Raw genomic sequence first — 24,763 nt, forward strand, 5'->3', positions numbered from 1 at the left:
TGCTTTTAGATTAGTGATCGCATTTGTTGTTAAGGTCATTAAAGTAAGGTGTGTATTTGGATTAAATGGTTTTATTGATTTTAATTTTTGGTAGTGTATCAACGCATGTATAATTAAATGTTATTTATTGTTTTAAGTGAATTTTACTAAAACTAGAATTATATAAAAGGGGTGACGGTAAATTTATGAAAGATATTATAAAATTAGCTTATTTTGATGAACAGGCAGCAGTCGATTTTCTTGAAATAAAAGAATCAGGGAGCTCTTCAGAAATAATGAAGGTAGTATCTGAAAAAAATAAAGAACTTGGTTTTAATGGGGAAGTAGGGAAGAGTCTTTTTAGCTATTTTAAATTTGGTTTATCAGGGAATATGAGTAAAAAAAACAATAGTATAATCGAAACGCAAGTTACGAGAACTATTTATAATAAATTTATTGAACACAGTATAGATTCTGAAGAAATAAAAAAGTACAAGCAAATAAACCTTAAAATCGTAAAGGATTCAGCAACCTATTTTAGGAATCTTATGCCGTTTATAAAGATGATTGATGACAGTGGAGAATTTGAAAATGCAGAAGATTTAAAAGGACTTAATCATCAAGAATTGGATACAATCTTTGACGATGCTAGAGGATATTATGAGTATTTAGGGGAAATAGTACACGAGGATGAAGAATCTGAAACTGTAATAATACGTTTCAATATCAATGGTATGAGAAATAATTATAGTTTGTATGATTTAACTAAAATGAACTTGAGTATATATGGTATTGAAGTTGGTGAAACAAAGAGCATAGATTTGAATTTTATTAATGAGATGAACGAAATGTTGCAAGAGAAAACTGAGGAAAACATGGATCGAGAACTATTAAGTTATGAAGAAATAAAAAGAAAAAGGGCGCATCAAAATGATCAGGTGCCAGACAAAGTGTCTAATGAAAAGCGATATAAAATAATTGATGTTATAGTGGCGGGGATATAAGTGAAGATAACAGTGTTTTTTGAACCTGAAAATGAATTTAATGAAAGAATAAATTGCTTTGAGAACGTTCTTTATTTAGGAGATTATGTAAGGGCTATTGGTAATGAGCAAAAGGACACTATAAATTTGGAAGAGAGTTATGATTTATTTGTTATTGCTTCTAATGATTTGTCTGGTATTAATAATCACGTTATGGAGGGGATAAGAAGGATAATTAATCTTGTTGAGGATAATTATGGCGTTAGCGATGTTTATCTAAATAATCCAACAAAATTAACTCTAGAAACACTAAAAAATAATTTAGTGTTAGAAATAAATGAGCCCTATGTATTACAAAGCGTTTCTGAAGAAAAAATAGTTGAGGTTGAAAGTGAATTTGATAATTTTATAATAGGTCAAGAAACTGCAAAAAAGATAATTATAAGAAATCTTTTGAAATTATTAATTAGAACAAATAATAAACCACTTGTACTAATGTTATATGGAAATCCTGGAATTGGAAAAACCGAGACAGCGAAATTTTTGGCAAAACAATTAAATGGAGGGGAGATAGTTAGAGAGCAGATGTCCATGGTGCAAGGTGAAGAAGGTTTAAAATACTTTAAATATACTCACCACTCAGAACACTCATTCTCGAAAAAGTTACAAAATAGAACATCTAATATAATCTTGTTAGATGAATTTGCTCGTGCACCATTTTATATACAAGATAGCTTTTTTCAGATGTTTGATGAAGGTGTATATGAAGATAATAATTATAAGGTAGATATGAGAAAGTCTATTATCATTTGTACTTCTAATTTTTTGACTGAAGAACAAATGAGAAACAATATTGATAATGCTTTATTAAGCCGTTTCGACGCATTAATAAAGTATGAAGACTTTAATGATGGCGAAAAGGAACTAATTATAAAGCAATCTATCGATTCGATTGAGAATTCAATATTAGAAAAATATGATTCAATGGTTGATTGGAACAAAGTACATGAGATACTTATTGATAATATAAAAGGTTTAACAAATATGAGACATATAAAAGGGATAATAGAAGAAGTTGTTGCAGATGAAATTCTGCAGGAATTGAAAAATAAGTTTAAATAGTAATCTTTGTTTCATATTAGTATACTTTGACAAGAATTGAATAAATCGGAATATCTAACAAGCAAGAAGCATCTTGTATATAGCCTGCCAGCGTATGTATTTTAAATAACGATTTGAATACCCTTTAACTAAAACGGGCTTACACACCACGGAACTCAAATGAGGAAAACCCTAATATAAAGCGGATTTTTAATTTCCGTAAAATGTAAATTAATTCTACTTCTGAAAGAACGTAAAAAATACGGTCTTAAAGGCGCTCGTCGTGCACCTCAGTTCTCAAAACGTTAATAAACCTTATATACCAAGGTTTTGCCCTCTATGCTCTTATGAGCAGGGAGGGCTTTTTTATGTCCAAATTTGGAGTTGAATACGAATACCCCAAGCTAAAATTTCATGTACTTTTGGAACATCTCGGCTGTTTTCTCCTTCACTTCATCGGTCACATAGTGTACATATCCATGTTAGAGTGTTATCGCGGGGTGTGGGTAATAATTATTGTCCAGGGATTAATTAATGCGCACCCACAGCATATTATTATATTTTTTTTAAATGAAATGAAAAAGCGTATGATATAATCGGAAAAGACCTTAACATTTTATATGAAAAAAAGAGTCTTAATAGACTCTTTCAGCTTGTAGACAAAGTCTAAGAATTAGACCAAGTCTACAAGCTTTTTTTGTATAATAGAATGGAATCGATTTTTTGTGGGGGATATAAAATGTTATCAAAACACGTTGAAGATGGAAGAAATCAAATTGAAATGGTTGCGTTGGATCAACTTGTTCCAGATGATCATCTGGTCAGGAAGGTTGAACAATCGATTGACTTTGAATTCATTTATGATCTGGTAAAAGATAAGTATTGCTTAGACAATGGTCGACCGAGTGTTGATCCCGTTGTTCTAATTAAAATGGTCTTCATACAATACCTTTTCGGCATACGCTCAATGCGTCAAACCATAAAGGAAATCGAAACCAACGTGGCTTATCGATGGTTTATTGGCTATGGGTTCACCGAGAAGATTCCTCATTTTTCAACCTTCGGTAAAAACTACGCACGACGCTTTCACGATACAGATCTATTTGAACAAATTTTCTATCGCATTCTAAAAGAAGCGATGACCAAGGGATTGGTCGATCCATCCATTGCTTTTATTGATTCTACTCATGTAAAAGCGAACGCTAATAAGAAGAAATTTGAAAAAAAAATAGCCCGAGTCGAAACGAGATCATATCAGAATCAGTTAGATGAAGAGATTAATATCGATCGTGAGAAACACGGAAAAAAGCCCTTCCCCCCGCAGAATAAAGAAGAGTCAAAAGAAATAAAAGTTAGCACGACAGATCCTGAAAGTGGTTATTACGTAAAAGATGAACGCGAAAAACTATTTGCGTATTCGTTTCATACGGCGAGCGACTCCCGTGGGTTTATCTTAGGGTCACTGGTCACCGGAGGGAATGTTCACGATAGTCGGATGTTGGACAAACTCGTCACTCAAGTCACAGATAAAGTCGGTAAGCCCCATTCTATCGCTGTTGATGCAGGATATAAAACACCACACATCGCTAAATTCTTAATGGACCAAGACATCAGACCTGTTATGCCTTATACACGTCCAAAAACGAAAGACGGATATCTTAGAAAATACGAATACGTTTACGATGAATATTTTGACGCCTATCTATGTCCCGAAGGACAAATTCTATCTTACCGTACGACGACAAGAGACGGGTACAAACAATACGCTTCAAATCCTTTGGAATGTAAAGACTGTCCTCTGTTAGAACGTTGTACGCAAAGTAAGAATCATACCAAAATGATTCATAGACATGTATGGCAGGAGTACATAGAGGAAGTAGATCATTTGAGACATACCGAACGTAATAAAACTCTATATGCGAAACGTAAAGAAACGATCGAACGAGTCTTTGCGGACGCAAAAGAAAAGCATGGCATGCGTTGGACGACCTTAAGAGGTATTAAAAAAGTTTCAATGCAGGCGATGCTTACGTTCGCTGCCATGAATCTTAAGAAATTGGCAAACTGGACATGGCGAGGGTCATGTCCAACCTAAAAAAGAAGAAAAATCTTTGACAACAATAGAAAACCCCACCTTCGCTTAATGCAAAGTTGGGGTTTGTCTACGGTCTGAAAGAGTCTTAATAGACTCTTTTTAATTAAGTTTTATTTTCTTATAGATTCAATTTGATCTAACTCAAATTGATATTTACTTAGCTGCAATTCGTTAGTTAATAGTTCAAAGAACTTTCGGGTATTTCTAAGAATATCATCAATTAAAACATCACTATTAACGACTATAGACTTTTCATGAACACTAAACTTAGCTTTGGTCCCTTCCTTCTTCAGTTCGACCTTCATAGGCTGACTAGGAAAATAAAAGAATGCTTGACCATTTTCCTTGAACTCTTCAACTAAATTGAGCATATAAGACAATAATGTTGGCAAATCATCCCAAAAGGAGAAATCAGTTAGTGGCTTATAATTATACTCAATTATAACTCCACCATCTAAATTTAGAATACCGTCATCAATACTATCACTATTAATAATGTCTTTTATTGAATTAAGATTCTCATTTAAAACCAAACAATACTCATCTGTATTATTTTTCAATTTCTCTAAGTCAGTAACTTTCTTTTTAAGTATAAAAACATCAAATTTTAAATTTCCCATTACTCATCTTCCTTATTTAGGGTATAGTTGTTTGATATGCCCTTTAGTAATTCCCATAACATATTCAACTCCATTTACTTTACCTTCAACCTGGAATGTTGAATTTGTTCCTTTTTTAGACAAGGTAGATTTTTTGTTTTTAGCAATTGTATGCGCAATGTTTTTCACATCATTAACACTTAAATCAGGGTTATAGAATGTTTGATCTTTTTTAACAGAACCGTCCCAATATTTTGGGTGATGTCTCTCAAGCATATGTTTCATATCTGTTTTAGTCAACTTAAAAGTATGACTACCCGTTTTATATGATAGTGTTTTATAGTTTGCTAGTGCATCAGCTTTGGGAATGCCGTTAGGTTCACTAATAGGAGGGTTTCTAGGTGAAACATTCACACCAGCACTTGCTGTTATGATCTGTAGTATTTCTATGATAATTTTTAGCGTTTACTGGTTAAGTAGTTCTGTGTTACGTAAATTACCTAAGATTGATAGTGTAAATCTTTTCAAAGATAAAATTGAGGCCTAAGTTTAAAAGGGTTCTGGTCATCGAAAAACGATGCTCGGGATCCTTTTTTACAAGTTTCCTTTTTTAAAACTTTGCTTGAGATTCGGTCATGAAAAGTAATATAACAAAAAAGTCTCGCAACGTGTACCTTTAAAAACTATGTTTGATCCAAAAGGGGAAACTATGCCTAAGCTAATGAAGTCAATAATTGATTCCTTTGGCAAAATCTATGGTCATAACAATTACTAATAGTTGGCTAAATGTTTTTTGTAATTCTTTATTTTAAAAATGAACGATTTCTCCCAGTTAATCGTATTACATATAGATTATTATTGTATGGAGTAGATCTCATGGATGAAAAGGATTTAATTCAAAAGGCGAAAAAAGGAGATACATTGGCGCTTTCGAAACTGCTACAACAGAATTATTCGTTTCTCGTAAAGTATTTAATGAAAGTTACCCTTCATCCACAAGTCGCAGAAGATTTAACGCAAGAGACGATGGTGAAGTGTATTGAAAAAATCCAACTGTATAATGGTGAATCCAAGTTTTCCTCATGGCTCATCACGATCGCAACGAACCTTTTCATCGATCAACAGCGGAGAAAGAAGCTGGAGAAAAACTGGCTAGAGCATGAACAAGCGCTCCGAAAAATGAAATGGAATGTAGCAAATATGAATGAAGAATGGGCAGATGTACTTGATATACTTGCCCAAATTGATGAAGAAATACGTATGCCAATCGTATTAAAGCATTATTACGGATATTCATATGGGGAAATTGGGAAAATGATGGGTCTAGCAGAAGGAACAGTAAAATCTCGAGTGTCAAATGGTCTAAAAAATGTACGAAAGGAGTTGGCTGATCTTGAAGGAGAATGATTCTAAAAATAGTAATTCTATGTTGGATGATGAAGATGAATTAACGGTTAAGCAATTAACAGATGGTTTAGAAAAACTGGACCAATGGAATCCAGTATCTACTCCAAACTTACAATGGTTTCAACAGAATGTTGAATTAGAGAAAAAAAGAATACGAAAAAAACAATGGAAAGACCTTCTCACGTTTATCTCTGTTGCAGTATTAGTGCTTTCAGTTGTGATTGCTGTCGTTTATCGCCAGCCAATTCTTTTTCTTTATTTTCAGCTTGTGGGGATTATCTTACTGCCCGTCGCTCTTAACAAAACTAGAAAGAAGGTCAGTAATGAATGAACTCAAATGAACTAAGTAGCATATCGCTTTGGTTATGGCTCGTGATTGCGTTCATTCTGATTTGCCAGAGCTCGTGGATGTTTTGGGACGCGCGAAAGAGAGGACACAATGCTTGGCTATGGGGCTTCTTAGGTCTTATTCAATTTCCAACGTATCTTATTATCTATCTTATTTTTGCAAGGAAAATATTTAAAAGAAAGGTCTCAGGATCAAATTCCTGAGATTTTTTTTTCGTGAGTGAACGAATAGGCAAACGTAATCGTATTAAGGATAAATAAACAGTTTGGAGGAGAAAAAATGAATGAACTGTTAAATGGAATCCCATGGGGAGCGATTGCGCCAATTATTGTCTTACAATTAATTCTTATGATTATCGCATTAGTTTCTTGTATTAAAGAAGAAAAAACGAACGGACCAAAATGGTTGTGGATTCTTGTTATTCTCTTTATCGGCATAATAGGGCCAGTGCTTTATTTCGTTGTTGGAAGGAGAAATGATTAATGGAATTATTAAAGGCAAGCGATTTAGTAAAAAGTTTTGGAAATACGAATGCTGTTAAAGGAATCAATTTTCATATTGAAGAAGGCAGGTGCGTTTCATTACTTGGACCAAATGGAGCAGGAAAAACAACAACATTAAAAATGCTATCCGGATTGTTGGCACCGACTTCAGGTAGTATTGATTTTAAAGGGGAAAAACCAAAGGATTTAAGGCCGTATATTGGGTATTTACCTCAATATCCTGCTTTCTATAATTGGATGAGCGGAAAGGAGTTTCTTGTTTTCGCAGGACAATTGGCAAAAATGAATCGTAAGGAAGCAGAAAAACGGAGTGAGGAATTACTTGAACGAGTGGGTCTAACGAATGCAAAGAAAAGGAAAATAGGGGGTTATTCTGGTGGAATGAAGCAGCGCCTCGGATTGGCACAGGCACTCATTCATCGTCCGAAATTACTTATTTTAGATGAGCCTGTTTCTGCACTCGACCCACTTGGGAGACGGGAAGTGTTGGACATGATGAGAGAGATTAAAGAGGAAACAACCATTCTTTTCTCAACTCATGTCCTTCACGATGCAGAAGAAATAAGTAATGACATTCTTATCATGCATGCTGGGGAAATTGCGATATCAGGTAGCCTGGGAAGGGTAATGGAGGAATATCGGCAACCTATTTTACAAATCGAATTCGAATCACCGGCTGTTGATTGGCTAAAGAGCATAGCGAGTTATAGCTTTGTATCTGAAGTAGACATTCAAGGTAATAAAACCAGCATCGTATTAAAAGATATGGTAAATGGAAAGCAAACATTATTAAAAGATATCGTGGATAGAAAACTTCCGATTCGTAAGTTCGAGATTTCTCAAACAACATTAGAAGATTTATTTGTCAAGGTGGTGAAGGCATGACGCAATGGACTGTTCTTTATCAAAAAGAAATAACGGAAATGGTGCGGAATTATAAAATTTTATGGATTCCAATTGTGTTTATTTTGCTAGGTGTTATGCAGCCGGTTAGTTCGTATTATATGCCGGAGATTTTGGACACTTTTGGGGGTCTTCCAGAAGGTACAATCCTTGAAATGCCTACTCCAACAGGGGCAGAAGTATTAATGAATGTTCTATCTAATTATGGGATGCTCGGTGTACTTATTCTTGTTTTGAGTGCAATGGGTATCGTTTCCGAAGAAAAACAAAGTGGAGTAGCAGCTATGGTCATGATTAAACCAGTTTCTTATTCCTCATATATATTATCTAAATGGGCTGGGTTACTTACAATTACATTCGTTTCATTGCTTATTGGATATGTAGCTTCTTGGTATTATACGAGTTTACTCATTGAAACAGTCGCTTTTGAGCGCGTTTTTCAAAGTGTAGTGATCTATAGCATATGGTTAGTTTTTGTTGTTACATTGACGCTTTTTTTTAGTACGATAATGAAAGGAAATGGAGGAGTTGCTTTTGTTACAATATTTGTGGTCTTTGCCATTTCGACAGTTACATCCCTTCTAGGAAAGTATATGAAATGGAGTCCGGCCACGATGACTGAGCACACAGGACAGGTCTTGCTGTTAGGAAAACTAGATTCTAGTTTCTTGTTAGCTTTTATTACAACTATTGCTATTATTATCGTCGTACTCATCGCATCTGTACAAATATTTAAGCGAAAAGACTTATTGGAATAAAAAATCCTTTTTCATACATTTTTATCCATATAATACTTCGCAAAATGGTATAAACTTGTTTTATCAATGTTAACCCTCTTTGTTCTTAATGAGCAAGGAGTTTTTTAAAGTCTAATTAAGGATTTGAAGGGCTCTAGAATCAAGGATAAATAATTATATTGTGCAATCTTGCAAGAGCATGTAACAACAGGGGAGGAGCAAGGAGGGTATTAATGTCATTTTTAAATCATCCAATCTAAGTACAATTCATTTACCTAATATTAAATTTCCTCTTGTATCTCACGTAACGTGAGTTGTTAATATTAATTCACAATCTATCAAGGAGGATAAATTATGGAAATTGGATTTTGGCTTATTTTAATTACCTTATTGCTTTATGATCCGATTGTTGGATACTTAGACTTTCAGAAATTTAAAAAGGATGTACGGATAAAAGAGCATGCAAGATTAAAGTACTACTACAAAATAATATATGGATTATGGATACCCATCATTTTCATGCTTGGCCTGGTTTTACTGACAGAACTGTCTTTAGGGCAAATAGGATTCACATCACTGAAACTTAATACTTCTGTTTTAGGTACTGTTTTCAGTTACATCATTTTAACCTTAGGAGTATTTTATCTTTGTTTAGTTTTGTACTATATAATTGGTTATTATTTAAGTTCTAAGATTAGGCGTGAACTATCCATAAAAAAAGCGGGGGAAATGGAGAATTATGAGTTTACTCCGATATTGCCAGTTAATGATAAAGAGAAAAAAGTGTGGAATTTTGTATCATTGAGTGCGGGGATAACGGAAGAAGTTCTTTATAGAGGTTTCTTAATTTTTGCACTATCCTATTTATTTCCTGATTTATCAATATGGGGAGTCATTATTGCCGCATCTTTTATATTTGGATTAGCACATACCTATCAAGGGGTTTGGGTAGGAGTTGTAAGAACTACTATTATAGGTTTTTTATTTTCTTGCCTATATATTGTTTTAGGATCAATTATTCCACTAATTATTTTACACTTCTTAATTGATTATCTTGCTAAATTAGGTGATCAAGGTCATGCTGTTGCGAAATGAGTGAGGGATGTTACCCCTAATTACTGTTATGGCAGCTTGTAACTGCTTGTAACTAAAAAATTTGGAGTAGATGTTAGATGAAACAAAGGGGAAACGTAACAGGATTCAATATTCATTTTCTCGCTTGAATGATAAAAGGAATCGCCCTATGTTTCCTTTTTTTAATGTCAAGTTAGTTTTAGGAGGAAAAATATATTAAATGCCGAACTAATTATATTAAATAATACACAAAAAGGAGAAGAGTCATGAAAGAAGGTCAATTGGTACTTTTTAATCAGCTAGAAGCTTATCGACAAGATTTATTGGATAGTATAAGTGGGGTAAGTGCAGAGGCAGCTGAGATTATACCCAACCATTTTAATAATAATATTAGATGGAATATGGGACACGTATATCTAGATCAGTATTTATGGATTGAGACTTTAACAAAGGAGAAAACGGAGGCTCCAGAATCTTTCCGAAAATGGTTTGGATATGGTACAACACCGGATCATTTTTCTATGGAGACACCTTCTTATATCGAACTAAAAAAATTGTTGGAGGAACAACCTAAGAGGTTGAAGGAGAGCTATGGACATCGTTTAGAAGAATTATTTTCTCCCACTGAAATGGGGATGCGAACGATTGAACAAGTGTTAATTCGGACCATCTTTCACGAGGGAATACATTTGCAAGCTATAAATGACATAAAAAAATGTTTATATTTGCATGAAGCGATATAAACCCTTAAAGGAAACTGGTGTAGAAGGAAAGGCTCTTCCTAAGAAAGTCGGCATCAAGTGAAACAAAGAGGTAGCTTATGCAGCCCCTTTGTTTTTTTGTGGAAAATAAACGCTGTAAAAAATGTAGTAAAGCCAAAGGTTGTTTCATGCTTGGTGAGATAAACTTTTTCCTTCACAAACGGGGTTGAGCAATTCAGTCAGACAAAAGAGGCTCTATGAAGTTACTATTAGTTCATAGAGAAAATTACAAACATGACGATAGGACCTTCTTTAACAAACGCATTTCTCATCAAGAAGTGTAATTACCTTAGATATCCACCATTATTTATATCGAAAGTTGCCCCCGTATAATGCTTTGCTCTATCTGATAATAAGAAGACAACAGTATCAGCCACATCTTCAGGGAGGACAGGTGTATGAATGAGTTGCTGTTTTAGATAATTCTCTTTTCTCCAATCAGGAATCGTATCCATCATTGGAGTAGTAACCATAGTAGGAGCAACAGCATTTACTCGGATATATGGTGAGAAATTTAATGCACAGCTTTTAGTTAAACCTAATATAGCAGCTTTTGATAACCCATAAATTGCATCTGAACTGCCTTCCATTCCAGATACGGAAGACATATTAACAATAACTCCCGGGCGCTTGCTTTGAAGCAACTTTTTACCGAACATTTGTGAGAAATAAATAAACCCTTTAACGTTTATATCCAAGACTTTATCCATTTCATCTACTTGATAATCCAGTATGTTTTTCGCCAAATACACCCCTGCATTATTTACTAATCCATCTACATCTGTATGTGCTTCTTCAGCATGTTCAAAGAATTTAGCGACCTCTTCATAGTTACTTACATCTAACTGATATGTATGTAGAACATAGTGATTAGCCATGGATTCTTTTAATTCATATAAAGAATGTTCATTAATATCGCATGCAATTACTGAAACTCCCTCATGTAAGCATTGTTTAACAATTTCTTTCCCTATTCCAGAAGCCGCTCCTGTTACGATTACTTTCTTAGTTTTAAGCACTTATTATAGCCCCTCTCTTTACATGGTTACTCTAGACAGTATTATTGATCCAAATAACTATTTCCTTCTTTTTAGGTCAATTTATTGGTATCTATTAGTGGCTTTGTCGTATTGATTATATTGGGTCTTATTCAACATATGAGAAATAATAAAAAATACAAGTAGTCCTTCAAGTGCATTGTCATAATGAAAAGAGTCGAATGAACGTTGTTGTTCATTCGACCCTTTTTTAGATTCAATACTTATCAGTTGATTAGAAAAACCTTTCCTTTACGATTTCGATAAGACTCTACAAAATTGACTGCTTCTTTTACTTTTATCAAGTCGAATTGAGCATCTGCATTCTGGAGTTTTAACTTTTTATTAGTGATTAAGGCTATCAGGTGATTAAATGTTTCTTGCCAAGTACTTATCGAAACTCTATTATTCCAATGTCGTAAATGAAATATTTTGGCGTTTACTTTTGCCTTATTTATGATTTGTGCCCAGTCTACTTGAATTCCTGATAATAGTCCTATAGTTAAAAAGGTTCCAGTTGGGTGAACGCTAAATGCTAAATTAGTGCCTGCAGGACCTCCTATTGAATCAATGGCTGCTTTGGCCCCGAGTCCATTGGTTAATTCCATCACTGTTTCATGCAATGGGCTGACAGAGGTGTTTATAACATAAGAAGCACCGAGTCTTAGTAAATCTTTTGAGTATTTCTCATTTCTTGTTACAGCTATTAATCGGAAGCCTATTACTTTAGATAATTGAGCAAAAATATGCCCAATCGAAGAACCACATGCGTTTACCAATAAGACATCATTTGGCCTTAATTTTAATTCTTCCACACATATCACCCAGGCTGTTATTGGGTTTATATACATCTGAGCAGCTGTAAAGCCATCAATAGAATCCGGTATCGGCACGGTAAAGTCTGCTGTTGTTTTCACAAACTCTTGCCAAGTACCTTCACCTCGTAAAGGTAAGACACGCTTACCAATAAGGTTTTGAGATACTAATGGACCAACCTCTTCTACAATACCTACGCCCTCATAACCAGGAATATTAGGTAACGGAATACGGTGAGAATATGCACCTTTAATGGGAATTAAATCAGAAGGGTTCATTGGTCTTGCTATCATACGTACAAGCACTTCATTATCCTTAGGAGTGTGGATACTTTTATATTCAATTTTTAGTACGTCTTCGGGATTACCAAATTCATAGAACTTAATACACTTTGCTTCCAAAACAGTAATTCTCCTTTTCCATAATCTCAACATTGCTATGGCGCTAATAATCATTCAGACCCTTTTATTATCATGGTGTATTTGAAAATAAAAGACACCAGAAACCCCAAAATTGTAGGACGCGTTTCTAGTGTCTTCATACTTCCCTATTCCTTCCCTTCAGGTTTCTCATTCAATATCGAACGCAGTTCTTTGATGTCTTTGTCTGATAATTTATCGTCTTGGATAAAGTGGACGAGCATGGATTTGAGTGTGCCGCCGTAGATGCGTTGGATGAATGATTGTGTTTCTGCCTTTTGGCACTCTTCTTGGGAGTAGAGTGGGGAAAAGGTGTACACTTTCTGGCTCTTGTCGACAGCTACGACTGACTTTTGGACGAGACGGTCGAGCAATGTTCTGATGGTCTTTGGTTTCCAATCAGTATTTTTTTGTAAAGATTGGATGATATCGTTAGCTGTTCGTGGTGAGTGATCCCAAAGGACATTCATGATGGCCCATTCGGATTCTGAGATATTCGGTAATGTTTCCCCCATTTATTGTGCCTCCTTGCTTTCGTAAATCCCTAATTCTTTCAAAATATCTCTCGTGATTTGTATTGCCTTTTGCCCATCTGGTTGTCCTTCGTCTTGAATATTTGTGGCAAAGAAGTAGGTAGTTTGCTTTGTTTCGACGTAACCTATAAACCAACCGTTTTTGTTTATACCATTAATGGTTCCTGTGCCTGTTTTTCCATATAAGCGGTAACCTGTGTGGCTTTCAATTAATAGTGCATCTTGCACCTTGGCTGTGTGCTCCTTTTTAAATCCTAATTGATGATGATAAAAAGATTGCAAGAGCTCGACTTGTTCAACTGGTGAAATCTTCAAGGATGATTCATTCCAAAAGTCTTTTACGCCTCCTGAAGTATCGGTGTTGCCATAATGTATACGTTGAAGATTTGTTTGTAACGCTTCCTCACCAGCCATCGTATCTAAGCGTTGGAAATACCAATTAACTGAGTTTTGTAGAGCAGAAGTTAAGTTGTGATCTTGATTCCAAGCCGCAAAAGGTTGGTTTCTGCCATCCCATGAAAGGGTGGAAGCTTCCTCCGTAATGTACCCTGCATCTAATGCAAATAAAGCACTATAGATTTTATAAGTAGAATCAGGTGAGATCCGCTTCATACTTTTCTCGCGGTTATGAAGGACGTATTGATTTTTCGCTTCATCATAAAGGACGAAACTTCCTTCAAACCCTTGAAAGAAAGGTGAGAGATTTCGCTCAATGATGCTCTCGTTTTGAAAGTCATATGTCTCTTCTGCTCCGATTTCGAGTGCAGATACGAAAGGTAGTTGAGCAATTAAGATAAAAAGAGTTAAAGCATAGAAGCATACTGTTTTTTTAATTGAGTATGCTTTTTTTGTACGAAAAGCAGCAATACGCTCGATTCGTTCTTTCATTTGTCGTTTGCCACTCGTGAATTCTGCGATTAGTGGCAGCTTCCTTTGTATTGTAGATGCGAAATTAATCATTGTATGCCCATAACCAACGACAGCTTTGTCATGATAGAGTAACTGTAAAACTGCCTCATCACAAGCCATTTCTCTATCGGCTTTCATTCTTTTTGAGGCAATCCAGATGAGCGGGTTGAACCAGTATATGACCTGGAAGAAAATCATCACATAGTTTGTAAGTAAATCTTTATTTTTATAATGACTTAACTCATGTAGGAAGATATTTTCATAGTCCGTCATGGTTAACCAGCTTTGCTCTTTTTTGGGGATGACAACGACACTATGAAAAAGGCCAAAAATGAGTGGTGAGTGAGTCTCGGTTGAATAGCGGACATCGATAGTCCTTTTAATCCCTAGCCTTTTTTTGCATGATAGAAAAAGAGCTTCAATATTTGGGTCTCCAACTGGTTGTGTTTGAGCCTTTAACCTTTTAAGTGCGAAAAAGCTAATCAAAAGTAAAGATAGTAACACAAACACGCCAAGTAGCCATAGGATCATGAGCGGTACATTTAAGAAAGAAAAATCAATCCTTTGAACCGAAACAGAGAAATCTTTAATAAATTCGTTTGTCATTACACCTTGGTTTTCTTCAATTGCCACTGTTGTACCTTCCTTTTGTAATTCCGGAATTTGCGGTTGTGCGGAAAACAAAGAAGGTAATGGTATAGGGCATAAAGGAATGAGCAGTGTTAGGAAAAGCAATATCCACAAGTGGTTAAGTGATTGTGCTTTTATTTGGTTTTTCATCCAATTACGTATAAGTAGGATGGTAAGGATTGAAAAAGTGGAAATGATCAACCCGTTGAGAAAGAAACTTATAAAGATCTCGCCCACCTCCTTTTTTAAAAAAATTTGACAATTAGGATTACATATGTAATATTGTACTACAGATGTAATCAGACTACAAATGTAATCTGGTATTAAATTTTAGGGAGTGGTTTTTGGATGAAAAAAATGATTGTTGGTTTATTTGTTGCTATGTTATTACTCGTCGGTTGTTCTAAAGAAAATGAAGTGAATGGTGGGGAAGTGAAGGCAGAGGATGTGTCGTCTGGCAAGTTTGCTCAGTTAGAAGAAAAGTATGGTGCTAAATTAGGTGTATATGCTATTGATACGGGTAATGAAGAAACGGTTGCCTATCAAGAAGACGAACGGTTTGCGTATGCCTCGACATTTAAGGCGTTAGCGGGGGCAGTTTTATTAAAGGAAAACCCGATATCAATCTTAGATGAAAAAAGAATGTACACAAAAGAAGACCTTGTTACCTATTCACCGATTACAGAAAAATATGTCGATGAAGGAATGACATTAAGGGAGATTGCGAAAGCAGCTATGCAGTATAGCGATAATACAGCGGGAAATTTATTGTTTGCAGAATTAGGTGGACCAGATCAGCTTGAGGAAGCACTAAGAGCGATCGGTGATGATGTGACAGAGATGGACCGGTTGGAGACAGAATTAAATGAAGCCACTCCTGGGGATACGAGAGATACTAGTACACCTAAAGCATTGGCAACAAATTTAAGAATACTTGGATTAACGGATGAATTATCGGAAGAAAAAAGAGAAATTTTTCAGGAGTGGTTCAAAGGAAATACAACTGGCGATACCTTAATTAAATCAGGAGTACCAACAGATTGGATCGTTGGTGATAAAAGTGGTGCCGCATCTTATGGTACAAGAAATGATATCGCGATTGTATGGCCGCCTAATGATGAACCAATTGTGATTGTCATATTGTCGAATAAGCAGGAAAAAGAAGCCGAATATGATGATCAATTGATTGGAGAAGCAACCGAGATTGTGCTTGAAACATTGACTCAAGTGAATTGAGATCAAAAAGTGTTATTGGGAATAAACTACCTAGATAAAATTGATTGTTCATAGCTGTTTTACAGTAGAAAATATGTCATTTCTGTCCCTGCATCATCATAAAAAAACCCATTCTGACCATAAGTCAAAATGGGTTTCTTACTTTATTTATAATTATTGTGCTGTGTATCCACCATCAATAATTAGGCTGTTACCAGTCATGAAAGAAGAATCATCGCTAGCCATAAATAATACTGCTTTTGCCATTTCTTCTGGTTTACCTAAACGATTCATTGGTGTAGCAGCAGTTAAACCTTGTCTATCTGCTTCTCCAAGAATTGGTGTATCGATAAATCCTGGGCAAAGCGCATTTACACGGATATTGCGTGCTGCATACTCTAAGCCAAGCGAACGAGTTAAGTTCACGACACCTGCTTTGGCAGCGTTATATGCAGCACTTCCAGGTGAGCCAACCCAACCATACATAGAAGCTGTATTGACAATAACACCGCTTCCTGTTTTTAAGAATTCTTTAATAGCAGCTTGTGCAACTAAGAATACCCCATCTAAGTCCACTTCTACTGTTTTTCTCCACTCTGCATAGCTTAGCTCTTCAGTTGGTTTTACTGCGCCAATTCCCGCATTATTAAATAAAATATCTACTTTACCGAAAGTATCTAATGCTGTAGTAAAGATATTTTTAACTTCTACTTCACTTGTTACATCAGCTTTAAGGAAAACCGCTTCTGCACCTTGTGATTTTAATTCAGCTTCAAAACTAGCACCTTTTTCTTCGTTCATATCAACAAGGACTAATTTTGCCCCTTCTGAAGCAAATAATTTTGCAGTTGCAGCACCAATACCAGATACTCCCCCAGTAATAACAGCTACTTTATCTTGTAGTTTGCTCATGTTTCTTCCCCCTATTATAATGAATGTGTCAATACACTTAATTGAAAGTGTTTACAAATAAATTATAATACGATGATAGATAGGTTCAATCAGCAATAAAATTGTAATTGTGTATTCATTAGACATATTAGGTATAATTGTCTATAAACCAGCAAAATTTTGTTGCATAAGGAGAAGGAGCGAATGCAAAACAATTGGTCTACCCCAAGAAGAGATCGGACGAAGATGCACCTTCAACAGGCTCTGATTGCCTTAACGAAAGAAAAGGGCTTCCATTCTGTTTCTGTCAAAGATATCGTGCAGTATGCAAAGTATAATCGAAGTACGTTCTATGTTCACTATAAAGATAAATTTGAATTAGCCGATGACCTCTTGTCCACCAATCTAGCGGCGTTAGAAGAATCTTTTGAAAGGCCGTTTAAACTTAAGAGAGAGGTTAGTACAAACCTATTGGATAATAGGTATTTTCATATTATCTCATCCATTTATAACAATCGGGAATTTTATGATTTAATCAATTATGTCGACACCATTCCCGAACTGCATACGAGGTTTCCACAAACAATACTTACGATATATCAGGAGAAGTTTGAATTTAAAACAATTAATGATCTCCCGGTTAATATGGATTACTTTAAGCGCTACACAGCATATGGATTTTACGGTTTATTAGCCAATTGGATTAATACAGGCTTCCAGATATCAAAAGAAGAATTGATTAAAGAAATTATCATACTATCTCAGGCGCATATGGCTTCGGTCAAATATTTAGATAAACATTAAAAGTGGCAAAAAAGTAGGCTCCGCTATTACAAGCTTGTTCGGACTATTTTCCTCATGGACCACTTTTTAATTCTTCATCATGTTCAATGATTCACAATCGGGTTATAGTTCTAGTATAACCGCTTGTGCACATTTTCACAAACTAATTTTAATTGATATTCGTTTGGAAACAATCTATGGAGTTAAGTCATCCATTAGCCCATTTAATTATGTTAAAATGAAAAGATAAAATTCAGTTGATTGATCCATGGTTTGCATAATGAATTAAGGGAGAATCCATTTTTGAATAAAAAAGATATAGCTGACTTTAAAAAACAATTTAAGATGAATAATGATTTATTAAAGATTAAAGATATTTTTAATGTTTATATAATGAAAGAATCTAGTGAAGTTTATCACCATCAAAGCACGCCATTTGAAATGCTTGAACAAGAACAGCAGGAACTTTTCTTAACCAACTTCAAAAAAGTACTGACAGGCCAGTTGGATCAGAAGTTGTTTGAATTGAAATTCCAGCGAAATATAGAGAATAGTAGCCAACTGATACTTCATCAAGCGATACTTACGAATGATACGGATGAATGGAAAGGGCATATGTTGGATCTTGTGGAAAAGATGTTGAAGGATAAACAGTACGAAATGGATATTGTCGTTACGTTTATACATGGTGAATATTTAAAGCCTACGAAACGGAGTAACGAAGAGACCGAAGAAAGCAGCCGAGATGCGGTTTATGCCAATCCTTTTATCTTATGCAGTATCAACAAGACGATAGATCCCAAAAAAGAGCTACTGTTTGACTATGTGGAGAAAGAATTCAAGTATCACTTTGTCGTTGATCCTGTTATCAATTTGAAAGTACCAGTTGGCGGATTTCTATTTCCTAGCTTTACTGATCATGCTGCAGATGTGAATCATGTACTCTATTCAGCAGGAAAGGCATATGAGCTGGATTATCATTTCATTGAAGAAGTATTAAATGCTGAAGAAGCTATGACAGCACAAGACGATAAGATTGTGTTTGAGGAAATTGTAAAGGATGTTGCAGGCAACCAGATTAATACGTCGATACTTGCCAATGTATTCGATGAAATCCAACGAGTGGTGGAAGAGAATGAAGAGCCTGATGCCCCGAAACTGGACTATCGCGATGTGGAGAAGGTTCTAACAACTAGCGGTGTGCAGGATGTCGATCGCCAAAAGGTAGAATCAGCTTTCAAAAAGGTAATTGACGATGAAAATTATGAGCTGAAAGCAACCAGTATTGTGCCAAAGTATACGTCTAAGTCAATTAAAATCAAAACAAAAGTAGCAGATATTTCTGTTTGTCCGCAGGATTTGCGCTATGTCCGTCAAATGCATGTGGATGGTAAGCTTTGTCTAATGATTGAAGTGGAAGAGAACACAGTGATTGAAGGCTTTGAAATGATTCCAGAAGCAATATTTAATAAAGTAAAAGATGAAGAATAAAGAAAGATTTATCCCAATAAGTATTTAATAAGAATGGGATATAAAAATTAGCCGCCTTAGCCCAAATATAAGGCGGTTAAGCGTGATTTACCGGTAAATTGACACGAGATATGACCTATCCACCCTCCTCATTTTAAATAGATTCCCCAAAATGCCTGTATTACATTGGCATACTTTTCGAATATGCGATTAGATAGATATAGTCCATTCAGTTCCACTTTTACTTTATTCCTTGAATATATTTTTTAAAATATGAGCCGAAGGATTCCGTGGCTTAACAGAGTCCAAAGCAAGTGATGTTTATAGGGCAAGGGTACGACTTGTGTATATTTTACTGCTCAACATGCAACATTGGATAATATCTACTTATTAATAGGGTTCATTCCACTATTCTTTTAAAATGAGTATAAAAACCATATAAAATAATCCAAACTAATAGAAGGTAAAGAACCCTAATCATTCGGATGCATCTGATATCATTATCCCAACCACTGATTGATGTGACATTTACAAAAAGGAACCCAACTCTCTATTTTTAAATCCAATTTGAATCGTATCATTAACTTGTTAGGAGCTTTATTTAAACCTAACAGTAAATGATGTGGTTTCTTAAATGCCATATGCTTTCATCTGGCGTTGATAAAAAGTCTTTATATGCTTTTAAAATGTTTACAATGTACCAATTATTGCCCCTTTTTAAAGCGACGTCTTCTCGATAAGCAACCATTAATTTGTAATTTAAAATTTCCAGTGACTTTTAAATGGAAACTTCCAAAAGGATGTTGTATTCTTATAGGTATTGAATTGGGGTTTTCTGTTATTAGAAGGCCCATCATGAATAAGGAAGGTGGAAGATTGAAGCAGATTTTCAGCATTGTCAGGCAGGATTTTAGGAATTTACGCAGGGTACCGTTAGTTGCGTTACTACTAATCGGTTTAGCCTTTTTGCCGTCATTGTATGCATGGTTTAATATTGCTGCATCGTGGGATCCATATAGCGAGACGAGTCAAATTAAGGTAGCAATTGTCAATGAAGATAGTGGCACAGAGCTTGAAGGGAAAGAAATGAATATAGGGCAAGAGCTCGTTGATCAATTAAAAGATAATGATCAAATGGGTTGGACCTTTGTGAATAGGCAGGTAGCTGAAGAAGGAGTAAGAGATGGAGATTATTATGCTGCGGTCTATATTGACGAGGATTTTTCGAAACAATTAACAAGTGTGGTGGATGGTGAACCAGAGGCACCGGAAGTCAGGTATGAGGTAAATGAAAAATTAAATGCGATTGCACCAAAGATGACATCTGCAGGCGCTTCCGCATTAGTTGAACAGATTAGTGAGAATTTCTTAGCCGAAGCATCAAAAGCCCTATTCACGGAATTTAACAATATCGGTATTAAGTTAGAGGAAGAACTACCGACCATTCTTAAAGTGGAGAATAATATATTTGCATTAGAAGAACGTTTTCCGGAGTTAAATGAACTAGGTGAAAAGATTGTCACGTTAAATGAAGACTGGCCAGAGATGAAGGAAACAATCACAAAAGTAATTGCCCTGGAAGAGAAATTTCCTGAATTAAATCAAGGAGCACAGCACATACTCACATTAGAAGAAAAGCTTCCGCTCATCAATCAATTAGGTGATCAAGTATTGACATTAGAAGAGCGGTTACCAGAAATTGAAGAGGCAGCAGAGCGATTAACAGAAGCAAGTCAGCAGTTTGGAGAAGTATCAGATCAGTTAAATCGAGCGTTAAAAGGTGTTCAAACAGCGCAAGAGGTGATTGATCGTGTGCAGGAAGCTTTACCGAAAGCCAATCAAATGGCAGCTGATGCTGAAGAATATGTTAAAAGTCTAAATAGCTTTTTATCAGCAAATGAAGGGGCAATTGAGCCCATATTAGATGTTATTACTCAAAATGCAGTTATCATTGAAAATACGGCCAATTCCATTGACCAAGTACTTAAACAACTCGAAAATGACCAAATGAACAATTCGGTCAATCAATCGATTAAAGATTTACAGCAACAATTGCAAACAAATATTACATCAGTTAATCATGCGATTGATATGTTTACGGCGTTAAATCAAAACGGTCAATTTACAACGGTGATTGATTCATTAACACAATTATCACAGCAGTTAACAGCACTTAATGATTCCCTAGCGCAAGCGGGCTCAGGTGAGTTATCAAAAGAGCAAATCCAAGTACTTAGGAAACAGGCTCAAGATACCGCTGCTCAAGCGGGAAGACTTGTTGGTTTTATGAACAATGGTGGAAAGCAAGAGATCTTAAATGCCATGCAACAATTGAATGATACAGCACAAAAAGCTGCGGGCGATTTAGAGAAAATTCAACAAGAAATGCCTAATATAGAAGAAGTGCTAACAAATGCAGAAGGAATTGCTGAGACAGGTGAAGCACAGCTCAATCAAATCATTGCTGACTTACCGGCAATCGAGGAGAGCATAGGTGAGATTGTTGCCAAGATTGAGACGGATTTACCGAAAGCAGTTGATGCCGTTCATAAGGCAAGCGACTTTATACGAAATGACCTTCCAGGTGTGGAAGAAAAAGTTCATCAAGCAAGTAACTTTGTCCGTAATGACCTCCCTAAAATTGAGTCAGAATTCTCGCGAATAGCGGGCTTAGTGAATGAAAACCTTCCTGAGGTGGAAAAAGGACTTTCTGAAGTTACCGCGTTCATTCAAGGGAATCTTCCTGCGCTTGAAGATTCGGTCCATAAAGCAGCCGATGATATTCGAGATTTTAAGGCAAATAATGATTTGGGAGAAATCATTGCGTTATTAAAAAATGATATTCAAAAAGAAAGTGAATTCTTTAAAGAGCCGGTAAAGCTTGTTGAGGATCAATTATATCCAATCCCAAATTACGGTTCAGCGAATACACCCTTTTATACTGTGTTATGTTTATGGGTAGGTGCACTGTTATTAGCGAACTTATTAAAAACAGATGTCCACCCAAAAGATATGAAAGAGGAGTATTCTATTCGTCATGTTTACCTTGGCAGGCTTGTCCTATTTTTAATCGTTGGCTTTCTACAAGGGTTAATTGTTAGTGTTGGTGATCTTCTGATTCTTGGAACTTACGCAGCAAATCCGGTTTGGTTTGTGATATTTACTGTCATTATTGCGATGATGTTTATGACAATGGTCTATACGATTGTCTCAATCTTTGGCAATATTGGTAAGGCGTTAGCGATTATACTCATGGTATTGCAGTTATCAGGTGCAGGCGGTACTTTCCCGATTCAAGTTGCACCAGCATTTTTCCAAGCGATTAATCCATTCTTACCATTTACACATGCGATTAATATTCTGAGAGAAGCAGTTGGAGGCATTGTCCCTCATGTCGTCTGGATGAGTTTTCTATACTTATTTCTCTTTTTCGTAGCCTCTTTAATCTTAGGGCTTGTACTAAAAAAACCATTAACGCCTTGGTTAAAGAAGACAGCGGAGAAATCTCGTTCTAGTCGATTAGTTGATTAATATAGAGCTTTTTGTCACTTATCGTGGCGAAAAGCTTTTTTTGATGATGTACATCAAATTTTTTCGGTGATTTAATTTACAGAACAGTGATTGTTGGTGGCGATAATTTAAAGGGAGTGGGGGCAGATCTTTTTACGAGGTTGGTAATTAGGCAAGTCGCTCTGTTTGAAAATGTGAAGTGGTACATAGTTACAAGGGAAAGCAAAGGGATAAGTAGCGCAAAACAGATTTGTGACGTTCCTTAGTGGAAGCGTAAATGTTTAGCAGTTCTTTTCGGTTGATGTGGCTCATACCTATCATCGTCATAAAATCTGAATAGTTCTCCTCATCCGTTTTACTTCGTCTTTTCCATTATTTGTTGCTTTGTGTCCCAGAATAAAAGAATAATTTAACATGAAGCTACTATTGAAGTATGTGCAGATGGTTGTCCTTACTTTACAACAAAGATGAAAACACGATATTCAAGATTGAGCCTGCATACAGACCGTTGAGCGAGGTTAGAGGACATCAGGAATTGAATGGTAACGCTTTCTTTCACTATCTCGCTCATATGCTTATGACTTAATCGTTAACCCTTGATTCTAAATAGTGACATGTTAAGATAGATAACGTTGAAAAAGGTACGGAAACGAAGACACAACTTTTAAGGAGTGTTTGTGTAAATGTTAGAGAATAAGACAGTAGCTTTTTTTGGTGCAGGTTCAATGGCGGAATCAATGATTTCAGGAATGATTCATGCGGAGAAGGTACCAGCACAGCAAATTTATGTAACGAATAAATTCAATGGGGATCGGTTGACAGAAATAAAGGATAGATACGGTGTTCATACGATGCTACAAAAGGATCTACCGTATGAAGAAGTTGATTATTTTATTATGGCAATGAAACCTTATGGCGCAGAAGAAGCCCTTGCTTTCTTAAAAGATAAAATCAGACCTGATCAAGTGGTTGTTTCTGTATTAGCAGGTATTTCTACTTCATATATGGAAGAGAAGCTAAATGATGAGCAGCAAGTTATTCGGGTGATGCCAAATACATCTAGCATGATTCAAGAATCGGCTACAGCGATGTCTCTCGGTTCTTATACACAGAAGCGACATGAGAGAGATGTGAAAGATTTACTTGCTTGTATGGGAGAAGTATTTATCATTGAAGAAGAGCAGATGGATGTTTTCACAGGTCTTGCAGGAAGTGGCCCTGCCTACTTCTACTATCTAATGGAAGAGATGGAGAAGGTGGGTGTAGAACAAGGATTAGAGGCCAAAAAAGCACGGAAAATTATTGCTCAAACGATATATGGAGCAGCAAAAATGGTTTTAGAAAAAGGCGAAGCACCGATTGTTTTACGTGAGAGAGTGACCTCACCTAATGGTACAACTCATTCGGGTGTCGAAGCACTAAAAGCTCATCACGGCGGAGAAGCTATTTCCGAAGCTGTTCAACAAGCTGCTGCACGTTCGAAGGAAATTAGAGAAGAGTTAGAAAAAGTAGCACATTAATATAGTGGAAAAATTGGCAGCGGAAATCACCGCTGCTTTTTGTATGCCTCTATACAGGAAGTTAAAGAATAGAGATAGAGGTGAAAACAAGTGACACTTATTACTACATTTGAAGATAAGCGGCGAGAGAAGCAGTTAAAATATGAAAAATCAGTGCTAAAGGAGATCTCAGTAAAGGATCTGAAAGAACAAGTCAAGCACTTATTCGGTTCATCTCGTTTATTAACAGGTTTAATGAACCATGCGGGAATAGAGGAAGCTTGCTATGATATGGCAATCGAAGCGTATCTTTTAGGCGCACATTATAGTCATTTTGGTACTAGCGGTGAGACGGCTACTACTGTTCAACATAGATGTAAAGGGGAACTTACGCATTTTACGAATACTCTGTATCATTTTTTCTTATATTGGGCGCAAAATGAAGAAGGGGTTTATAGTGAATCCCTATTCTACAGTTGTGAACAGTATATCTATAGTTGGTGGATGGAAGGGTTTGAAAATGGTCGAAAAAGGCATAAATTAAGACTGCATTAAATCGT

The 24,763-nt window shown here is 35.8% G+C and carries 23 protein-coding genes and 1 pseudogene; 17 read left to right on the forward strand and 7 right to left on the reverse strand.

Features of this window, described 5'->3' with window-relative positions; translation table 11 throughout:
• Nucleotides 1-185: 185 nt before the first annotated feature.
• The 4 genes and pseudogenes from MKX83_RS00965 to MKX83_RS00980 all read left to right on the forward strand — a co-directional run bounded on the left by MKX83_RS00965 (nucleotide 186) and on the right by MKX83_RS00980 (nucleotide 4,158).
• Nucleotides 186-983, forward strand: a complete 798-nt coding sequence (locus MKX83_RS00965) for a DUF6414 family protein (RefSeq protein ID WP_341053612.1) — start codon at nucleotides 186-188, stop codon at nucleotides 981-983.
• The gene (locus MKX83_RS00970) at nucleotides 984-2,084 is read left to right on the forward strand and encodes an AAA family ATPase (protein WP_341053613.1); all 1,101 of its coding nucleotides are present in this window, start codon (nucleotides 984-986) and stop codon (nucleotides 2,082-2,084) included.
• A gap of 222 nt (nucleotides 2,085-2,306) precedes the next feature.
• A pseudogene (gene rpsI / locus MKX83_RS00975) lies at nucleotides 2,307-2,372 on the forward strand (30S ribosomal protein S9); the annotation flags it as partial.
• Between the two features lie 430 nt (nucleotides 2,373-2,802).
• Nucleotides 2,803-4,158, forward strand: coding sequence for an IS1182 family transposase (locus MKX83_RS00980; RefSeq protein ID WP_191817413.1), 1,356 nt, complete (start codon nucleotides 2,803-2,805; stop codon nucleotides 4,156-4,158).
• Nucleotides 4,159-4,268: 110 nt separating this feature from the next.
• Here MKX83_RS00980 and MKX83_RS00985 read toward each other — a convergent pair whose 3' ends face one another.
• Nucleotides 4,269-4,778 (reverse strand): hypothetical protein, encoded by a 510-nt coding sequence (locus tag MKX83_RS00985; protein ID WP_341053615.1) that lies wholly within the window; start codon nucleotides 4,776-4,778, stop codon nucleotides 4,269-4,271.
• 12 nt (nucleotides 4,779-4,790) lie between these two features.
• Nucleotides 4,791-5,171: a hypothetical protein gene (locus tag MKX83_RS00990; protein WP_341053616.1), complete on the reverse strand. Its 381-nt coding sequence runs from the start codon at nucleotides 5,169-5,171 to the stop codon at nucleotides 4,791-4,793.
• Nucleotides 5,172-5,633: 462 nt separating this feature from the next.
• On the opposite strand from MKX83_RS00990, the gene sigY reads away from it, so the two are divergent.
• The 7 genes from sigY (at nucleotide 5,634) to MKX83_RS01025 (ending at nucleotide 10,473) form a co-directional block, all read left to right on the forward strand.
• A complete protein-coding gene (sigY, locus tag MKX83_RS00995; protein WP_095371100.1) occupies nucleotides 5,634-6,164 on the forward strand; it encodes an RNA polymerase sigma factor SigY in 531 nt (176 codons plus the stop codon).
• Entirely contained in the window at nucleotides 6,151-6,495 is a 345-nt protein-coding gene (locus MKX83_RS01000; RefSeq protein WP_322910593.1) for a YxlC family protein, read from the forward strand. Before sigY ends, MKX83_RS01000 begins: the two co-directional genes overlap by 14 nt.
• A gap of 297 nt (nucleotides 6,496-6,792) precedes the next feature.
• Nucleotides 6,793-6,996 carry a PLD nuclease N-terminal domain-containing protein gene (locus tag MKX83_RS01005; RefSeq protein ID WP_341053617.1) on the forward strand — a complete coding sequence of 68 codons (204 nt, stop codon included), beginning with the start codon at nucleotides 6,793-6,795 and terminating at the stop codon, nucleotides 6,994-6,996.
• Entirely contained in the window at nucleotides 6,996-7,901 is a 906-nt protein-coding gene (locus MKX83_RS01010) for an ABC transporter ATP-binding protein (protein ID WP_341053619.1), read from the forward strand. The genes MKX83_RS01005 and MKX83_RS01010 overlap by 1 nt, the downstream gene beginning before the upstream one ends.
• Nucleotides 7,898-8,677, forward strand: coding sequence for an ABC transporter permease (locus MKX83_RS01015; RefSeq protein ID WP_341053621.1), 780 nt, complete (start codon nucleotides 7,898-7,900; stop codon nucleotides 8,675-8,677). The genes MKX83_RS01010 and MKX83_RS01015 overlap by 4 nt, the downstream gene beginning before the upstream one ends.
• Before the next feature lie 333 nt (nucleotides 8,678-9,010).
• A complete protein-coding gene (locus MKX83_RS01020; protein ID WP_322910591.1) occupies nucleotides 9,011-9,751 on the forward strand; it encodes a CPBP family intramembrane glutamic endopeptidase in 741 nt (246 codons plus the stop codon).
• A gap of 245 nt (nucleotides 9,752-9,996) precedes the next feature.
• On the forward strand, nucleotides 9,997-10,473 hold the full coding sequence (locus MKX83_RS01025) for a DinB family protein (protein WP_341053622.1): 477 nt from the start codon (nucleotides 9,997-9,999) through the stop codon (nucleotides 10,471-10,473).
• A 302-nt stretch (nucleotides 10,474-10,775) separates the two neighbouring features.
• On the opposite strand, the gene MKX83_RS01030 is transcribed toward MKX83_RS01025, so the two are convergent.
• The 4 genes from MKX83_RS01030 to MKX83_RS01045 all read right to left on the reverse strand — a co-directional run bounded on the left by MKX83_RS01030 (nucleotide 10,776) and on the right by MKX83_RS01045 (nucleotide 15,072).
• Complete coding sequence (locus MKX83_RS01030) at nucleotides 10,776-11,510, reverse strand: SDR family NAD(P)-dependent oxidoreductase (protein ID WP_341053624.1); 735 nt, start codon at nucleotides 11,508-11,510, stop codon at nucleotides 10,776-10,778.
• Nucleotides 11,511-11,755: 245 nt separating this feature from the next.
• Entirely contained in the window at nucleotides 11,756-12,778 is a 1,023-nt protein-coding gene (locus tag MKX83_RS01035) for a zinc-dependent alcohol dehydrogenase family protein (protein WP_445293173.1), read from the reverse strand.
• A 113-nt stretch (nucleotides 12,779-12,891) separates the two neighbouring features.
• Complete coding sequence (blaI, locus tag MKX83_RS01040; RefSeq protein ID WP_095371090.1) at nucleotides 12,892-13,278, reverse strand: penicillinase repressor BlaI; 387 nt, start codon at nucleotides 13,276-13,278, stop codon at nucleotides 12,892-12,894.
• Nucleotides 13,279-15,072 (reverse strand): BlaR1 family beta-lactam sensor/signal transducer, encoded by a 1,794-nt coding sequence (locus tag MKX83_RS01045; RefSeq protein ID WP_341053628.1) that lies wholly within the window; start codon nucleotides 15,070-15,072, stop codon nucleotides 13,279-13,281. It abuts the gene before it with no gap.
• A 111-nt stretch (nucleotides 15,073-15,183) separates the two neighbouring features.
• Between MKX83_RS01045 and bla the strand changes: the two genes are divergently transcribed.
• Entirely contained in the window at nucleotides 15,184-16,071 is an 888-nt protein-coding gene (gene bla / locus MKX83_RS01050; RefSeq protein ID WP_341053630.1) for a class A beta-lactamase, read from the forward strand.
• A gap of 153 nt (nucleotides 16,072-16,224) precedes the next feature.
• On the opposite strand, the gene MKX83_RS01055 is transcribed toward bla, so the two are convergent.
• Nucleotides 16,225-16,962, reverse strand: coding sequence for an SDR family NAD(P)-dependent oxidoreductase (locus MKX83_RS01055; protein WP_095371087.1), 738 nt, complete (start codon nucleotides 16,960-16,962; stop codon nucleotides 16,225-16,227).
• A 183-nt stretch (nucleotides 16,963-17,145) separates the two neighbouring features.
• On the opposite strand from MKX83_RS01055, the gene MKX83_RS01060 reads away from it, so the two are divergent.
• The 5 genes from MKX83_RS01060 (at nucleotide 17,146) to MKX83_RS01080 (ending at nucleotide 24,758) form a co-directional block, all read left to right on the forward strand.
• A complete protein-coding gene (locus MKX83_RS01060; RefSeq protein ID WP_307316861.1) occupies nucleotides 17,146-17,745 on the forward strand; it encodes a TetR/AcrR family transcriptional regulator in 600 nt (199 codons plus the stop codon).
• Between the two features lie 282 nt (nucleotides 17,746-18,027).
• A complete protein-coding gene (locus MKX83_RS01065) occupies nucleotides 18,028-19,215 on the forward strand; it encodes a DUF4317 domain-containing protein (RefSeq protein ID WP_095371085.1) in 1,188 nt (395 codons plus the stop codon).
• An 834-nt stretch (nucleotides 19,216-20,049) separates the two neighbouring features.
• The gene (locus MKX83_RS01070; protein WP_341053632.1) at nucleotides 20,050-22,725 is read left to right on the forward strand and encodes a YhgE/Pip domain-containing protein; all 2,676 of its coding nucleotides are present in this window, start codon (nucleotides 20,050-20,052) and stop codon (nucleotides 22,723-22,725) included.
• A gap of 662 nt (nucleotides 22,726-23,387) precedes the next feature.
• Nucleotides 23,388-24,224: a pyrroline-5-carboxylate reductase gene (gene proC / locus MKX83_RS01075; protein ID WP_322910586.1), complete on the forward strand. Its 837-nt coding sequence runs from the start codon at nucleotides 23,388-23,390 to the stop codon at nucleotides 24,222-24,224.
• Between the two features lie 90 nt (nucleotides 24,225-24,314).
• Complete coding sequence (locus MKX83_RS01080) at nucleotides 24,315-24,758, forward strand: DUF2521 family protein (RefSeq protein ID WP_322910585.1); 444 nt, start codon at nucleotides 24,315-24,317, stop codon at nucleotides 24,756-24,758.
• The last annotated feature ends 5 nt before the right edge of the window (nucleotides 24,759-24,763 follow it).

Source organism: Cytobacillus sp. FSL M8-0252 (genome assembly GCF_038007345.1).
GTDB classification, from domain to species: Bacteria; Bacillota; Bacilli; order Bacillales; family Cytobacillaceae; genus Cytobacillus; species Cytobacillus kochii.

What these genes read in the sequence shown, in the direction of transcription:
- MKX83_RS00965 (WP_341053612.1), top strand. Translation starts at nt 186, where the DNA reads ATGAAAGATATTATAAAATTAGCTTATTTTGATGAACAGGCAGCAGTC.
- MKX83_RS00980 (WP_191817413.1), top strand. Translation starts at nt 2,803, where the DNA reads ATGTTATCAAAACACGTTGAAGATGGAAGAAATCAAATTGAAATGGTT.
- MKX83_RS00985 (WP_341053615.1), bottom strand. Translation starts at nt 4,778, where the DNA reads ATGGGAAATTTAAAATTTGATGTTTTTATACTTAAAAAGAAAGTTACT.
- sigY (WP_095371100.1), top strand. Translation starts at nt 5,634, where the DNA reads ATGGATGAAAAGGATTTAATTCAAAAGGCGAAAAAAGGAGATACATTG.
- MKX83_RS01005 (WP_341053617.1), top strand. Translation starts at nt 6,793, where the DNA reads ATGAATGAACTGTTAAATGGAATCCCATGGGGAGCGATTGCGCCAATT.
- MKX83_RS01010 (WP_341053619.1), top strand. Translation starts at nt 6,996, where the DNA reads ATGGAATTATTAAAGGCAAGCGATTTAGTAAAAAGTTTTGGAAATACG.
- MKX83_RS01015 (WP_341053621.1), top strand. Translation starts at nt 7,898, where the DNA reads ATGACGCAATGGACTGTTCTTTATCAAAAAGAAATAACGGAAATGGTG.
- MKX83_RS01020 (WP_322910591.1), top strand. Translation starts at nt 9,011, where the DNA reads ATGGAAATTGGATTTTGGCTTATTTTAATTACCTTATTGCTTTATGAT.
- MKX83_RS01025 (WP_341053622.1), top strand. Translation starts at nt 9,997, where the DNA reads ATGAAAGAAGGTCAATTGGTACTTTTTAATCAGCTAGAAGCTTATCGA.
- MKX83_RS01035 (WP_445293173.1), bottom strand. Translation starts at nt 12,778, where the DNA reads ATGTTGAGATTATGGAAAAGGAGAATTACTGTTTTGGAAGCAAAGTGT.
- blaI (WP_095371090.1), bottom strand. Translation starts at nt 13,278, where the DNA reads ATGGGGGAAACATTACCGAATATCTCAGAATCCGAATGGGCCATCATG.
- bla (WP_341053630.1), top strand. Translation starts at nt 15,184, where the DNA reads ATGAAAAAAATGATTGTTGGTTTATTTGTTGCTATGTTATTACTCGTC.
- MKX83_RS01055 (WP_095371087.1), bottom strand. Translation starts at nt 16,962, where the DNA reads ATGAGCAAACTACAAGATAAAGTAGCTGTTATTACTGGGGGAGTATCT.
- MKX83_RS01060 (WP_307316861.1), top strand. Translation starts at nt 17,146, where the DNA reads ATGCAAAACAATTGGTCTACCCCAAGAAGAGATCGGACGAAGATGCAC.
- MKX83_RS01070 (WP_341053632.1), top strand. Translation starts at nt 20,050, where the DNA reads ATGAATAAGGAAGGTGGAAGATTGAAGCAGATTTTCAGCATTGTCAGG.
- proC (WP_322910586.1), top strand. Translation starts at nt 23,388, where the DNA reads ATGTTAGAGAATAAGACAGTAGCTTTTTTTGGTGCAGGTTCAATGGCG.